Annotated in this window: 10 protein-coding genes and 1 pseudogene; 10 read left to right on the forward strand and 1 reads right to left on the reverse strand. The window is 67.4% G+C overall.

Annotation, left to right across the window (positions count from 1 at the left end; genetic code table 11):
• Positions 1-61 precede the first annotated feature (61 nt).
• The 10 genes and pseudogenes from xdhA (at position 62) to ACAM55_RS05935 (ending at position 13,314) form a co-directional block, all read left to right on the forward strand.
• The gene (xdhA, locus tag ACAM55_RS05890; protein WP_369655110.1) at positions 62-1,702 is read left to right on the forward strand and encodes a xanthine dehydrogenase small subunit; all 1,641 of its coding nucleotides are present in this window, start codon (positions 62-64) and stop codon (positions 1,700-1,702) included.
• A gap of 2 nt (positions 1,703-1,704) precedes the next feature.
• Complete coding sequence (gene xdhB, locus ACAM55_RS05895) at positions 1,705-4,155, forward strand: xanthine dehydrogenase molybdopterin binding subunit (protein WP_369655111.1); 2,451 nt, start codon at positions 1,705-1,707, stop codon at positions 4,153-4,155.
• A gap of 126 nt (positions 4,156-4,281) precedes the next feature.
• Positions 4,282-5,283, forward strand: coding sequence for a LysR family transcriptional regulator (locus tag ACAM55_RS05900; RefSeq protein WP_369655112.1), 1,002 nt, complete (start codon positions 4,282-4,284; stop codon positions 5,281-5,283).
• 197 nt (positions 5,284-5,480) lie between these two features.
• The gene (locus ACAM55_RS05905) at positions 5,481-6,764 is read left to right on the forward strand and encodes an NCS2 family permease (RefSeq protein WP_369656344.1); all 1,284 of its coding nucleotides are present in this window, start codon (positions 5,481-5,483) and stop codon (positions 6,762-6,764) included.
• Between the two features lie 100 nt (positions 6,765-6,864).
• The gene (locus ACAM55_RS05910; protein ID WP_369655113.1) at positions 6,865-8,385 is read left to right on the forward strand and encodes an ABC transporter ATP-binding protein; all 1,521 of its coding nucleotides are present in this window, start codon (positions 6,865-6,867) and stop codon (positions 8,383-8,385) included.
• Positions 8,378-9,520 (forward strand): ABC transporter permease, encoded by a 1,143-nt coding sequence (locus tag ACAM55_RS05915; RefSeq protein ID WP_369655114.1) that lies wholly within the window; start codon positions 8,378-8,380, stop codon positions 9,518-9,520. The genes ACAM55_RS05910 and ACAM55_RS05915 overlap by 8 nt, the downstream gene beginning before the upstream one ends.
• Position 9,521: 1 nt before the next feature.
• Entirely contained in the window at positions 9,522-10,442 is a 921-nt protein-coding gene (locus tag ACAM55_RS05920) for an ABC transporter permease (protein WP_369655115.1), read from the forward strand.
• 49 nt (positions 10,443-10,491) lie between these two features.
• Positions 10,492-11,663, forward strand: a pseudogene (locus ACAM55_RS05925) (BMP family ABC transporter substrate-binding protein).
• Positions 11,664-11,828: 165 nt separating this feature from the next.
• Complete coding sequence (locus ACAM55_RS05930; RefSeq protein ID WP_369655116.1) at positions 11,829-11,960, forward strand: hypothetical protein; 132 nt, start codon at positions 11,829-11,831, stop codon at positions 11,958-11,960.
• Between the two features lie 169 nt (positions 11,961-12,129).
• The gene (locus tag ACAM55_RS05935; RefSeq protein ID WP_369655117.1) at positions 12,130-13,314 is read left to right on the forward strand and encodes a glycoside hydrolase 100 family protein; all 1,185 of its coding nucleotides are present in this window, start codon (positions 12,130-12,132) and stop codon (positions 13,312-13,314) included.
• Between the two features lie 27 nt (positions 13,315-13,341).
• Here the strand turns inward: ACAM55_RS05935 and ACAM55_RS05940 are convergent, their stop codons facing one another.
• On the reverse strand, positions 13,342-14,625 hold the full coding sequence (locus ACAM55_RS05940) for an NAD(P)/FAD-dependent oxidoreductase (protein ID WP_369655118.1): 1,284 nt from the start codon (positions 14,623-14,625) through the stop codon (positions 13,342-13,344).
• Positions 14,626-14,676: the final 51 nt, after the last annotated feature.

Below are 14,676 nucleotides of genomic sequence, written 5' to 3' on the forward strand. Positions count from 1 at the left end.
GGGCGCAACCGGCTAACGTCCGGGCATGGCCGGGAAAACGGCCGTCCACGAGCCAAAAAGCATGAGCACAGAGCGCAACAACATCCAACCGGTCCGTTTCTTCCATCGCGGCAAGATCGTCGAGGTCAGCGGTGTCCATCCGACCCGCTCCGTGCTCGACTGGCTGCGCGAGGACGCGCACTGCACCGGCACCAAGGAAGGCTGCAACGAGGGTGACTGCGGTGCCTGCACGGTGGTGATCGGCGAGCTGGCCACCGGTGCCGATGCGTCCGGCGCCATCGGCGGGCTGCAGCTGCAGACGGTCAACGCCTGCATCCAGTTCTTGCCCACCTTGCACGGCAAGGCGCTCTTCACGGTCGAGGACCTCAAGGACCAGTGCCCCGCCAATGCCCCCGCCGCCACCGAAGTGCAGGGACAGGACAAGCGCCCGCATCCCGTGCACCGCCTGCACCCGGTGCAACAGGCCATGGTCGACTGCCATGGCTCGCAGTGCGGCTTCTGCACCCCGGGCTTCGTCATGTCGCTGTGGTCGGCGTACGAGCACCACCAGGCCGAAGGCACCCAGCCCACGCGCCAGCAGCTGGCCGACGAGCTTTCGGGCAACCTGTGCCGCTGTACCGGCTATCGGCCGATTCTGGATGCGGGTCAGCGCATGTTCGACCTGCCGGCGGTGCGGCTCGATACGGAACCCGTGGTGGCCGCGCTCACGGCCTTGCGCGGCAGCGACGGCTTCGACTACGCCGCGCCGCTCGGCGCCCGGGTTGACCATTTCCATGCCCCCAGGACGCTGGCACAGCTGGCAGCGTTGCGCGAGCAGAAACCCGGTGCGCAGCTGCTCTCGGGCTCGACCGACGTCGGCCTGTGGGTGAACAAGCAGTTCCGCGACCTGGGCGACATCATCTACGTGGGCGACGTGGCCGAGATGAAGACCATCGAAGTCCGCCAGAACGAAACAGGCGGCGAGCTCTACATCGGCGCAGGCGCCTCGCTCGAAGCGGCCTTCGAAGCCCTGGTGCAGCGCGTGCCCAGCCTCGAGGACGTGTGGCTGCGCTTTGCCTCGCCGCCAATCCGCCATGCCGGCACCATGGGCGGCAACGTGGCCAACGGCTCGCCCATCGGCGATTCGCCGCCGGTGCTGATGTCGCTCGACGCCGAGATCGAACTGCGCCGCGGCAACACCGTGCGCCGCATGCCGCTGCCCGACTTCTACATCGACTACATGAAGAACCAGCTGCAGCCCGGCGAGTTCGTGCAGGGGCTGGCGGTTCCGCTCGCGGCCATGCAGCGCCAGGTTCGCGCCTACAAGATCAGCAAGCGCTTCGACTGCGACATCTCGGCGCTGTGCGCCGGCTTTGCGATCGAGCTGGAGCCCGGCAGCGACACCGTCAAGGCGGTGCGCCTCGCCTTCGGCGGCATGGCCGCCATCGTGAAGCGTGCAGCCAATGCCGAGGCCGCGCTCGTCGGCAAGGCATGGACTCAGGCCAGCGTGAACGCTGCCAGGCAGGCGCTTGCGCAGGACTTCCAGCCGCTGTCGGACATGCGCGCGTCGGCCGGCTACCGCCTCCAGGTGGCGCAGAACCTGATCCAGCGGCTCTGGCTCGAAACCCGCACCGAAGACGCGCTCTCCCTTGAAGAGACCAGCGTCTGGAGCGCCATGCCGCATTCAACGATCAAGGCCGACAAGGCCGCGGAAGGGGTCTGACCATGAACAAACCCATCGATGCCCGCCTGCTGCAGCCCTCCGAGGCTTTTGCCGACTACCTCAAGAACACCGCCGCCCGCATCGACCAGGGCGCCGAAACCCTGGCGCACGACCAAGGCGCTCGCGTGGGCATCAGCCGGCCGCACGAATCGGCGCATCTGCACGTGGCCGGCGAGGCCACCTACATCGACGATATTCCCGAGATTGCCGGCACGCTGCATTGCGCGCTGGGCCTGTCGCCCGCGGCCAACGGGCGTGTCACGGCGCTGTCGCTCGATGCGATCCGCGCCATGCCGGGCGTCGTGTCGGTGCTCACCGCCGACGACATTCCGGGCAGCAACGACTGCGGCTCGATCGTGCATGACGACCCGATCCTGCTTTCGCTGAAGGACGGCGGCCAGATCCGCTACCTGGGCCAGCCGGTGTTCGCCGTGATCGCCGAAACGCGCGAGGCCGCGCGCCGCGCGGCCTCCAAGGCAAAAGACGCCATCGCCGTCGAGGCGCAGCCGCCGGTGCTCACGCCGCAGGACGCGCATGCGCGCGGCCAGTACGTGGTGCCGCCGATGCACATCGTGCGCAGCGGCGGCGCAGCCAACGAAGGCGACGAAGCGGCCGTGCGCGCGGCCATCGCCAAGGCGCCGCACCGCCACAGCGCCACGCTCGACGTCGGCGGGCAGGAGCAGTTCTATCTCGAAGGCCAGATCAGCTACGCCATTCCGAAGGAGGGCGGCGCACTGCACATCCATTGCTCCACGCAGCACCCGAGCGAGATGCAGCACCTGGTGGCGCACGCGCTGCACCTGCAGTCGAACGAGGTGCATGTCGAATGCCGGCGCATGGGCGGTGGCTTCGGCGGCAAGGAATCTCAATCGGCGCTCTTTGCCTGCGTGGCCGCGGTGGCCGCCAGCAAGTTGCGCCGTCCGGTGAAGCTCAGGCTCGACCGGGACGACGACTTCATGATCACCGGCCGGCGCCACTGCTTCTGGTACGAGTACGAGGTGGGCTACGACGACGAAGGCCGCATCCTCGGCGCCGAGATCGTGATGGTCTCGCGCGCCGGCCACTCGGCCGACTTGTCGGGCCCAGTGATGACCCGGGCACTGTGCCACTTCGACAATGCCTACTGGCTGCCCAACGTGGCCATGCACGGCTACTCGGGCAAGACCAACACGCAGAGCAACACGGCCTTCCGCGGCTTTGGCGGCCCGCAGGGCGCCATCGCCATCGAGAACATCATGGACTCGGTGGCGCGCACACTGGGCCGCGATCCGCTCGACGTGCGGCGCATCAACTTCTACGGCAAGGCGGAGAACAACGTCACCCCGTATCGCCAGACCGTGACCGACAACATCGTGCACGAACTGGTGGCCGACCTCGAAGCCAGCAGCGACTACCGCGCGCGGCGCGAAGAGATCGCCGCCTTCAACGCGAAGAGCACGGTGCTCAAGCGCGGCCTGGCGCTGGCGCCGCTCAAGTTCGGCATCTCGTTCAACGTGAAGCATTTCAACCAGGCCGGCGCGCTGGTCCACGTGTACACCGACGGCTCGATCCTCGTGAACCATGGTGGAACCGAGATGGGACAGGGCCTCAACACCAAGGTGGCGCAGGTGGTGGCGCACGAGCTGGGCGTGAGCTTCGAGCGCGTGCGCGTCACCGCGACCGACACCACCAAGGTGGCCAACACCTCGGCCACGGCCGCATCGACCGGCGCCGACCTGAACGGCAAGGCGGCGCAGGATGCCGCACGCCAAATCCGCGAGCGCCTGGCCGAGAGCGCGGCCGAGCGCCACGGCGGCAAGGCGAGCGAGGTGCGCTTCGCCAACGACAAGGTCGAGGTCAACGGCCGCTCGCTGGCCTTCAGCACCGTGGTGGGCGAGGCGTACCTCGACCGCAAGCAGCTGTGGTCTGACGGCTTCTACGCCACGCCGGGCCTCAGCTGGGACAAGGACAAGATGCAGGGCCGCCCGTTCTACTACTACGCCTATGGCGCGGCGGTGAGCGAGGTGATCGTCGACACGCTCACCGGCGAATGGAAGCTCTTGCGCGCCGACATCCTGCACGACGCGGGCAAGTCGCTGAACCCGGCCGTGGACATCGGCCAGGTCGAAGGCGCCTTCATCCAGGGCATGGGCTGGCTCACGACCGAGGAGCTGGTGTGGCATCCGAAAAGCGGCATGCTCACCACGCACGCCCCCAGCACCTACAAGATCCCGACCGCCAACGATTGCCCGCCGGTGTTCAACGTGCGCCTGTTCGAAGGCCAGAACTTCGAGGACTCGATCCACCGCAGCAAGGCCGTCGGCGAGCCGCCGCTCCTGCTGCCGTTCTCGGTGTTCTTCGCGATCCGCGACGCGGTGTCGGCGGTCGGCGGCCACAGAGTCGATCCACCGCTCCAGGCACCGGCCACGAGCGAGTCGATCCTGCGCGCGGTCACCGCCGTCCAGTCCGCATAGCCAACCATAGACTTTGGCGCATGTCCAAAGTCCTCGCCATGCCCTACGCCCCGACCCCCTTCGCGAAACACCGCGGAACCGGCCATGCTTCGCCGGGATTGCGGCCCGCTGCCGTAGGGGAATGCCATGCGTGATCAGGCCCTCTTCGACAAGATCGATCTCCATCTGATCCGGGTGCTTCACACCGTGCTGACCGACCGCAGCGTCTCGCGCGCCGCCATCCGCCTGGGCATGTACCAGCCGGCCGTCTCGGCCGCGCTGAAGCGCCTGCGCGAGCTGTCGGGCGACCCTCTGCTGGTGCGCTCGGGCTCGGGCATGGTGCCGACCGATGCGGGGCTGCGGATGATCGAGCCCGCGGCAAGCATCCTGCGCGCGGCCGAGATGCTGTTCTCCGATGCGCGCGGCTTCGAGCCGCAGTCGGCGGCCACCACCTTTCGCATTGCCGCGAGCGACTACATGGACCCGCTCTTCCTGCCGATGCTGGTGGCGCACGTGAAGCGCGAGGCACCGCTGTGCCAAATCGAGATCCACGCGCTCTCTCCCGACTCGGACTACCACGGCCATCTGGCGCTCGGCCAGGTCGACCTGGTGATCGGCAACTGGCAGAAGCCCCCGGAAGACCTGCACATGGCGCGGCTCTTCGGGGACGAGGTGGTGTCGCTGGTGAACCAGGACCATCCGGCGGTGCGCCGCGGCTGGGACCTGGAGACCTGGCTCGCGGCCGAGCACATTGCGCCCACGCCCATGCACCCCGGCGGGCGCGGCATCATCGACCAGATGCTCGACGAGCTCGGGCGGCAGCGCAACATCACGGCGCGCTGCGCGCACTTCAGCCTCATTCCAGACATGGTGGCCTCGAGCCTCCTCGTGCTGACCACGGGGCGCCAGTACTGCGAACGCTTCGTGGCGCGGCTGCCGGTGAAGATCCTCGATTGCCCGGTGGCGCTGCCGCGCCTCATGTACTACCAGCTCTGGCACGAACGCACCCATTCGTCGAGCTCCGCGCGCTGGCTGCGCGAATGCATCAAGGGCGTGGCGTCGTCGCTGCGGCCCGCGCCCTCGACGCATGCCTCGAATGCCTCGCACGCCCCGCAGGCTTCGTTGACCGAAATCCCGGATCCGCCCTGAAGCCTTCGGCCGCGCTGGCGGCGTGGCCGAAGCAACGATGAACGAACCGCCACATAAAACAGCTGGAGACAAGCGACATGAACAGGTTTGAAGAGGTGCCCAAGGTCACCGATCCCCGCGTCTCGGGGAGCATCGAGGCCGCGCGCCCGCGTACCGCAACCGGCAGCGCGCCGCAGAGCGCGAACTGGCTTGAACGCATGTTCAAGCTGACAGAGCACAACACCACGGTGCGTACCGAAGTCATCGCGGGGCTTACCACCTTCCTGACGATGGCCTACATCATCTTCGTCAATCCATCGATCCTCGGCGACGCGGGCATGCCGAAGGGTGCGGTCTTCGTGGCCACCTGCCTGATCGCGGCGCTGGGCACGCTGATCATGGGTCTTTATGCCAACTACCCGATCGCCATGGCGCCGGGCATGGGCCTGAATGCCTACTTCGCCTACGTGGTGGTGCTGGGCATGGGCTACACGTGGCAGGTGGCGCTGGGTGCGGTGTTCATCTCGGGCTGCCTGTTCCTGATCGTCACGGTCACGGGATTGCGGGAGCTCTTCATACAAGGCATACCGCAGTCGCTGCGAACAGCGATCACCGTGGGCATCGGCATGTTCCTGGCGCTCATCGCGCTCAAGAGCGCGGGCGTGGTGGCGGCATCGCCGGCCACTTTCGTGACGCTGGGCGACCTGCATTCGGCGCCTGTGGTGTTGGCGACGCTGGGCTTTCTGGTGATCGTGGTGCTCGACCGGCTCAAGGTGCGCGGCGCCATCCTGATCGGCATCATGCTGGTGACGGTGCTGTCGTTCTTCTTCGGCGGCAACAAGTTCCACGGCGTGTTCGACGCGCCGCCGTCCATCGCGCCCACCTTCTTGCAGCTCGACATCCTTGGTGCGCTCAAGGGCGGTATTTTGAACGTGGTGCTGGTGTTCTTCTTGGTGGAAATGTTCGATGCCACCGGCACGCTGATGGGCGTGGCCAAGCGCGCCGGCCTGCTCGTGCCCGGCAAGATGGAGCGCATGAACAAGGCCTTGCTGGCCGACAGCGGCGCCATCTTCGCGGGCTCGCTGCTCGGCACCTCGAGCACCACCGCCTACGTGGAAAGCGCGGCCGGCGTGCAGGCCGGCGGGCGCACCGGCCTCACGGCCGTGGTGGTGGCGGCGCTGTTCCTCGCGTGTCTGATGATCTCGCCGCTCGCGGGCTCTGTGCCGGCCTACGCCACCGCACCGGCGCTGCTCTTCGTGGGCTGCCTGATGCTGCGCGACTTGGTCGAGCTCGAATGGGAAGACACGACCGAGGTGATCCCGGCGGTCGTGACCGCGCTGGCCATGCCTTTTACCTACTCGATCGCCAACGGGCTGGCCTTCGGCTTCATCACCTATGCAGTGCTCAAGCTGTTCACCGGCCGGGCACGGGAAGTGCATGCGATGGTGTGGGTGATCGCGGCGATTTTCCTGTTCAAGTTCGCCTATGTAGGAGGACACTGAGCGGAGCCGCGGGCGCCGATGGTTGCGGGCACGCTATTAAACTTGTAGCTGTGTTTTTCCGCTTGTAGCTGTTGAACGAGACAAACCCACGAAACCCGGCATGACAACCCCCAGACTCCAGCTCGCGAACATCACCAAGCGTTATCCGGCGGTGGTGGCGAACAGCGACATTTCGCTGGCCGTGGCGCCCGGCGAGATTCATGCCGTGCTCGGCGAGAACGGCGCCGGCAAATCGACCCTGATGAAGATCATCTACGGCTCGGTCAAGCCCGACGAGGGCACGGTCACCTTCGACGGCCAGGCGGTCGCCCTGCGCAATCCGCAGCAGGCTAGGGCGCTGGGCATCAGCATGGTGTTCCAGCACTTCAGCTTGTTCGACACGCTCACGGTGGCCGAGAACGTGTGGCTGGGCCTGGACAAGTCGCTGCAGCTGGCCGAAGTGGCGCGCAGCATCACGGCCAAGGCCAGCGAATACGGGCTTGACATCGATCCCTCGCGGCCAGTGCACACGCTGTCGGTGGGCGAGATGCAGCGGGTCGAGATCATCCGCGCGCTGCTCACCAACCCCAAGCTGCTGATCCTCGACGAGCCGACCTCGGTACTCACGCCGCAGGCGGTGATCAAGCTGTTCGGCGTGCTGAACAAGCTGGCTTCGGAGGGCTGCAGCATCCTGTACATCAGCCACAAGCTGCACGAGATCCGCGAGCTGTGCACGGCCTGCACGGTGCTGCGCGGCGGCAAGGTCACTGGCGTGTGCAATCCGCAGAACGAAAGCAACGAGTCGCTCTCGCGGCTGATGATCGGCAGCGAGCCGCCGCCCTTGCAGCACCGGCCGGTGCATGCGGGCGCGGTGGCGCTGCGCGTCGACGGGCTCACGCTGGCGCGCGAAGACCAGTTCGGCGTCGACCTCGACGGCATCTCGTTCGAGGTGCGTGCCGGCGAAGTGGTCGGGATTGCGGGCGTGTCCGGCAATGGCCAGAAGGAACTGCTCTACACGCTCTCGGGCGAGGACGTGCGGGCCGAAGCGGCCATGGTGCAGGTGTTCGACAAGCCGGTCGGCCGGCTGCGGCCGCGCGCGCGGCGCGCCATGGGCCTGCACTTCGTGCCCGAGGAGCGGCTGGGCCGCGGCGCGGTGCCCACGCTCGGGCTGGCGCACAACCTGCTGCTCACTCGCGGCAATGCGGTGGGCAAGGGCGGGTGGATCCGCACGGCGGCGCTCGAGAAGCACGCCAGGGCCATCATCGCGCGCTTCAACGTCAAGGCCGGTGGGCCCGGCGCGGCGGCGCGTTCGCTCTCGGGCGGCAACCTGCAGAAATACATCGTCGGCCGCGAGATCGATGCCAACCCCAAGCTCTTCATCGTCTCGCAGCCGACCTGGGGCGTGGACGTGGGCGCGGCCGCGCTGATCCGCGGCGAGATCCTTGCGCTGCGCGATGCCGGCTGCGCGGTGCTGGTGGTCAGCGAGGAGCTCGATGAACTCTTCGACATCAGCGACCGTCTGCACGTGATTGCAAAGGGCCGGCTGTCACCGTCGATCGACCGCGCGGCCGCCACGCTGCCGCAGATCGGCGAATGGATGAGCGGTCTTTGGGAAAAGAAGAAGGAGGCGGCCCATGCTTAAGCTCGAACCCCGTCCGGAGCTTTCGCGCTTCTGGACCTTTGCCTCCCCGATCCTTGCGCTGCTCATCACCGTGCTGATCGGCGTGGCGCTGTTCGCCGCGCTCGGCAAGGACCCGGTCAAGGGCCTGCTGGTGTTCTTCTACGAACCCATCAAGAGCGGCTACGCGATCGGCGAGCTGACGATCAAGGCGACGCCGCTGCTCATCATCGCGCTCGGGCTGGCGGTGTGCTTCCGCTCCAACGTCTGGAACATCGGCGCCGAGGGCCAGTTCGTGTTCGGCGCCATCGCCGCAGGCGGGGTCGCGCTGATGGCCGACAAGAACACCGGGTCGTGGATCGTGGTGGCCATCCTGGTCGCGGGCGCGGTCGGGGGCATGGTGTGGGCCGGCATCGTGGCCTTCCTGCGCGACAAGTTCAATGCCAATGAAATCCTGGTGAGCCTGATGCTGGTGTACGTGGCCACGCTGCTGCTCGGCTACATGGTCTTCGGCCCCTGGAAGGATCCGCACGGCTACAACTTTCCGCAGTCCAAGACCTTCGAGGCGGTGACGCAGATCCCGCGGCTCTTCAAGGGTTCGCGCGTGAGCATCGGGCTGATCATCGCGCTGCTGGGCGTGGGCGCGCTTTGGGTGTTCCTGTTCCGCACGCGGGCGGGTTTTGCACAGCAGGTCGGCGGGCTCGCGCCGGCGGCCGCGCGCTATGCGGGCTTCTCGGCGCGGCGCGCAATCTGGATCGCGCTGCTCACCTCGGGCGGCGCGGCGGGCCTGGCCGGCGCGCTCGAAGTGGCGGGACCGCTGGGCCAGCTCACGCCGTACGTGCCGGCGGGCTACGGCTTCGCGGCCATCATCGTGGCCTTCGTCGGCCGGCTGCATCCGGTGGGCATGGTGTTCTCGGCCATCCTCATGAGCATGTTCTACATCGGCGGCGAACTGGCGCAATCGCGTCTCGGATTGCCCAAGTCGCTGACCGGTGTGTTCCAGGGGCTGCTGCTCTTTACGCTGCTGGCCTGCGACACGCTCATCGCTTACCGCATCCGCCGCAAGGTGGCTGCCAAAGCCATTCTCACGACGAGTTCGCTGCAAGCCAGCACGCCGCTGACCGCGCCGGTTGCGCGGCCGACCGAGGGAGCCCTCTGACATGGACAGCTACGCACTCCTGCTGGGTTCCACCCTGAGCGCCGGCACCGTGCTCGCCATTGCGGCACTGGGCCTTCTCATCAACGAGAAGGCCGGCATCGTGAACCTTGGCGCTGAGGGCATGATGCTCTGCGCCGCCATCGCGGGCTTTGCGACGGTGGTCATCACGCACAACCCCTGGCTCGGCTTCCTGGCCGGCATGGCGGCGGGCGCCTTGCTCGCGGCCTTCTTCGGCGTGCTGGTGATCTGGCTCAACACCAACCAGTACGCTACAGGGCTCGCGCTCAGCCTGTTCGGCGTCGGCTTTTCGGCGTTCGTCGGCATCAACTTCGTGCAGGCCAAGCTGCCCGAGAGCGTCTCCTACGCGGTGCCGGTGCTCAGCGAGATTCCGCTCGTCGGGCCGGCGCTGTTCCGCCATCACCCGATGGTCTATTTTGCGGTGGCGCTGACCTTCGGCCTCATCTGGTTTCTCTACCGCACACGCGCCGGGCTGGTGCTGCGTTCGGTCGGCGAGTCGCCGGAATCGGCGCATGCGCTGGGCTACCCGGTGCGGCGCATCCGCTTTCTCGCGGTGATCGTTGGCGGCGCGCTGTGCGGGCTGGCGGGCGCGTACCTGTCGACCGTCTATACGCCGCTGTGGGTCGAGGGCATGGTGGCGGGCCGCGGCTGGATCGCGCTGGCGCTCACCACCTTTGCCACCTGGCGGCCGATCCGCGTGCTGCTGGGCGCCTACCTGTTCGGCGGCGTCTCGATGCTGGGTTTCCATCTGCAGAGCAGCGGCGTCGACGTGCCGCCGCAGTTTCTCAGCATGCTGCAGTACATCGCGCCCATCGTGGTACTGGCGCTGATTTCGCGCAATCCTGCCTTCATTCGCATCAACATGCCGGCCTCGATTGGGAAGCCGTTCTACCCCGGCTCATAATCTCGCTTCTCGTTTTCCGCCAACCTGTCCTTTTTGAGGATTTCCGACAATGAATGATCTGAACAAGCGCTCCCTGCTCAAGCTGGCCGCCCTCACGGCGGTCGCTTCGGCAGCCCTGATCGGCTGTGGCAAGAAAGAGGAAGCCGCTGCACCGGCCGCGACCCCCGCACCGGCGCCGGCGCCCACGGCCGCCGCACCGGCACCGGCTGCGCCGCTCAACGTCGCATTCGCCTACATCGGCCCGGTGGGAGACGGCGGCTGGACCTTCGCGCACGACAACGGCCGCAAGGCGCTCGAGAAGGAATTCGGCGACAAGATCAAGACCACCTTCGTCGAGAGCGTGCCCGAAGGCGCCGACGCCGAGCGCGTATTCCGCGACATGGTCGGGCAGGGCAACAAGCTGATCTTCGGTACCACCTTCGGCTACATGGAGCCGATGCTCAAGGTGGCCGCCGACAGCAAGGACGTGAAGTTCGAGCATGCCACCGGCTACAAGACCGCCGAGAACATGCGCACCTACGACAGCCGCACCTATGAAGGTGCCTACATGGCCGGTGTCATCGCGGGTGCCATGACCAAGAGCAACACGCTCGGCGTGGTGGGCTCGGTGCCCATTCCCGAGGTGCTGCGCAACATCAACAGCTTCACGCTCGGCGCGCAGTCGGTCAACCCGAAGATCACCACCAAGGTGGTGTGGGTGAACGAATGGTTCAGCCCACCGAAGGAAACCGAAGCCGCCACCGCGCTCATCAACGGCGGCGCCGACGTGCTGTTCCAGAACACCGACTCGCCCGCCGTGCTCAAGACCGCGCAGGAAAAGGGCAAGCGCGCCTTCGGCTGGGATTCCGACATGACCGCCTACGGTCCAAGGCCCACCTGGCGTCGGCCACCATCAACTGGGCGCCGTACTACATCAAGGCCACGCAGGACGCGCTCGACGGCAAGTGGGCCACCGGCCAGAGCTGGTGGGGCGTGAAGGAAGGCGCCATCGACATCGTCTCGATCGCCGAGGACGTGCCGGCCGAAACCAAGGCCAAGGTCGAGGCCGTGAAGAAGGGCCTGAAGGACGGCAGCTTCGTGATCTGGAAGGGCCCGATCCTGGGCCAGGACGGCAAGGAAGTGGTCGCCAAGGACGCCGTGGCCGACGACAAGTTCCTGTCGGGCGTGAACTTCTACGTCAAGGGCGTGGAAGGCAAGGTCCCGGGCGGCGACAAGAAGTAATCGCTGCGCGCATTGCGCGCACGAAAAAGGGTCGCCTGCGGGCGGCCCTTTTTTATTTGTGGTTCACGCCGCGCGGCTTCCCTTCGGTCACCATTCGCGCGCTGTCGACAAAGTCCTGGATCAGCAGCTCGGCAAGGCGGTGCAGGCGGCGGTCAACGACCCAAGGTGAAGCAGAAGCTGCTGCAGCTCGGCCTGGAGCCCGCCGGCACCACGCCCGAGGCCTTTGCAAAGTTCGTGCAGGACGAAACGGGGAGGGTGAACGCATTGGTGAAGGCGCGCAATATCCGGGTCGATTGATTCTGGGCCGCCGCGGCGCCTGCGCAGGGCTGCCGGCGCCACTGCCACGATCGATATGTGCCGCCGCTGGCACTCGTAGTAATCTCGACACCGCCACCCCTTGATGACCATCGAGAGTGCGTGTGCGGCGGGGTGGCTGCACAGCCAGCGCCGCAAGCCTATCGAACCCATGACCCATCTTGACGCTTCCAGCCTCGCGCTGATCGACGACTGCACCCGAGCTTCGATCCAACTCCTGGAACGCAACCTCACGCCGCACGGCATCCTGGCCGCCAGTCGGACGGAGGCGGCCGTGGCGCGGCGCTACACGCGCATCTTCGGGCGCGACGCCGCCATCTGCGTGATGGCGATGTGCGGCAGCGGCGTTCCCGCGCTGGAGCAGGGTGCGGTGGCCAGCCTCGATGCGCTTGCGGCACAGCAGGCGGCCAACGGGCAGATTCCCAAATACGTCGACCCAGAAGGGCGCGATGCCGACTTCTGGTACCTGGGCTGCATCGACGCCACGCTGTGGTGGCTGATCGCGGTGGACCACGTGCGGCGCCATGGCCGCGTCGGCTCCTCGCATTGGAGCCGCGAGGTGGAGCGCGCGATCGGCTGGCTGCTGGCGCAGGAGCACCAGCACTTCCGGCTGCTGCAGCAGAACGAGGCCAGCGACTGGGCCGACATCATGCCGCGCTCGGGCTACGTGCTGTACACCAATGCGCTCTGGTACGACGTGAAGCGCCGCTTCGCGCTGGACCACGCCGAAGCCACCGAGCATCACTTCAACCACCTGTTCAATCCGTTCCAGCGCGATCTGCCGGAATACCACCGGGCGCGGCTGCTGCGGCACTACGCGCGCCGCGGCCGGCGCGACCCGGGCCTGTACCTCAGCTTTGTGAATCTTTCCTTCGTCGGCAACGAAGGGGACGTGTTCGGCAACGTGCTGGCCATACAGAGCGGGCTGGCCAATTCCGCCATGGCGGGCCGCATCGTCAAGACCATCGTCGCCGCGCATGCCTGCGAGCCCTATCCGGTGCGCGTGGTGCTGCATCCGCTGACGCGGCAGAACGCACTGTGGCGGCCTTACATGGAGCGCCACCGGCAGAACATCGTGCACCAGTACCACAACGGCGGCATCTGGCCGTTCGTCGGCGGTTTCTGGGTGATGGCGCTCGCCCGCATGGGCCTGCAAGAGATGGCCTGGCCCGAGCTCGCCCGGCTGGCGCGCGTGAACGAACTCGGCGGCTGGCGTTTCACCGAATGGTTTCACGGCCGCACGCTGGCGCCGATGGGCATGGCCGGCCAGAGCTGGAACGCCGCCACCTTTCTGCTCGCCCGGCGTGCGCTGCTGGGCAGCGCGGCGGCTTGGTGACAGCCAGGAAAAATTCCGAAAAGCGGCTCAGGCCATCCGATCCAGCAGGCTGTACCAGGCCACTCCTCCAGCTACATAAAACCGCTGCAGGCCATGCAGCGGTATCGGCTGGATGGGCGTCACCGGATACGGAAAATCCGCCCCCGCATCGACGAGCCGCGCGGCCAGGTGCTTGCCCATGCTGGTGGCCAGCGCAATGCCGCGCCCGTTGTAGCCAAGCGCAATGGTCACTCCCGGCGCCGGCGTGTGCACGTGGGGCATGAAGTCGCGCGTGACCGCGATGCGGCCGGCCCAGCGGTACTCGTAGCGCAGCGGCCCCAGTTGGGGGAACAGCAATTCGAGCGAGCGTTCCAGGTGCGCGAAGTCCGCGGGGCCGGACGGATCGGCAAAGTGGCCGCGGCCGCCCATCAGCAAGCGGCCCTCCGCGTCCTTGCGGAAGTACAGCAGCAGGCGTTGCGAGGTCGAGGCCGTTTCGCCGTGCGGCAGGATCGCGTCGGCGGCAGTGGCTTCGAGCGGTGTCGTGGCCACGATAAAGCTGTTGGCGGCCAGCACGGTGCGCGACAGCCCCGGCCACAACGGCCCCGTGTAGCCGTTGGTGGCGAGCACCACCTGGTCGGCGATGACGGTGGCGCCGGTCGAGGTGCTGGCGTGCCATTGCGTGCCCCGGCGCTCCAGCGCGGTCACCTGTGTGCCGCCGTGCACCGCGGCCCCGAAGCCTTGCGTGGCCCGCACCAGGCCGCGGGTGTAGGCCAGGGGCTGGATGCCGCCGGCCCGGGGGTCGAGCCAGCCGCCCGCGAAGGCCTCGGTGCCCAGGCGTGCGCTGACGGCCGCGTGGTCGAGCATCTCGGTATTCACGCCGCGCGTGGCCCATTGGGCGGCGCGCGCATGCAGGCCCGCCACGTGCTTGGGCGAGTAGGCGACCTGCAGCCAGCCGTTGCGTACCGGCTGGCACTCGATGCCATGCCGCGCGATCAGGTCGAACACCACGTCGGCCGAACGGGAGACGGCGTCGATCAGCGGCACGGCGCGTTCAGCGCCGTAAATGCGGACCAAGTCCTCGGGGTCATGCTTCAGCGTGGGATTGACCTGCCCGCCGTTGCGCCCGGAGGCGCCCCAGCCGGGCTCGTGCGCCTCGAGCACGCACACCTGCACACCCGCCTCGGCCAGGTGCAACGCGGTCGACAGGCCGGTGAAGCCGCCGCCGACCACCAGTACGTCGGCCCTGCGCGATTCGGTCAAGGGCGGCGTTGGCGGTGCGGGCGGCGCGGTGGCTGCCCATAGCGACGCGGGCAGCGCGTGCGCCGCGCTCATTGGGCAACCTCCGTGCTACGCACTGCGGTGCGAGCCCCCTTCGGAACGGCC

It is taken from the genome of Variovorax sp. V213 (assembly GCF_041154455.1).
Taxonomy (GTDB): domain Bacteria; phylum Pseudomonadota; class Gammaproteobacteria; order Burkholderiales; family Burkholderiaceae_C; genus Variovorax.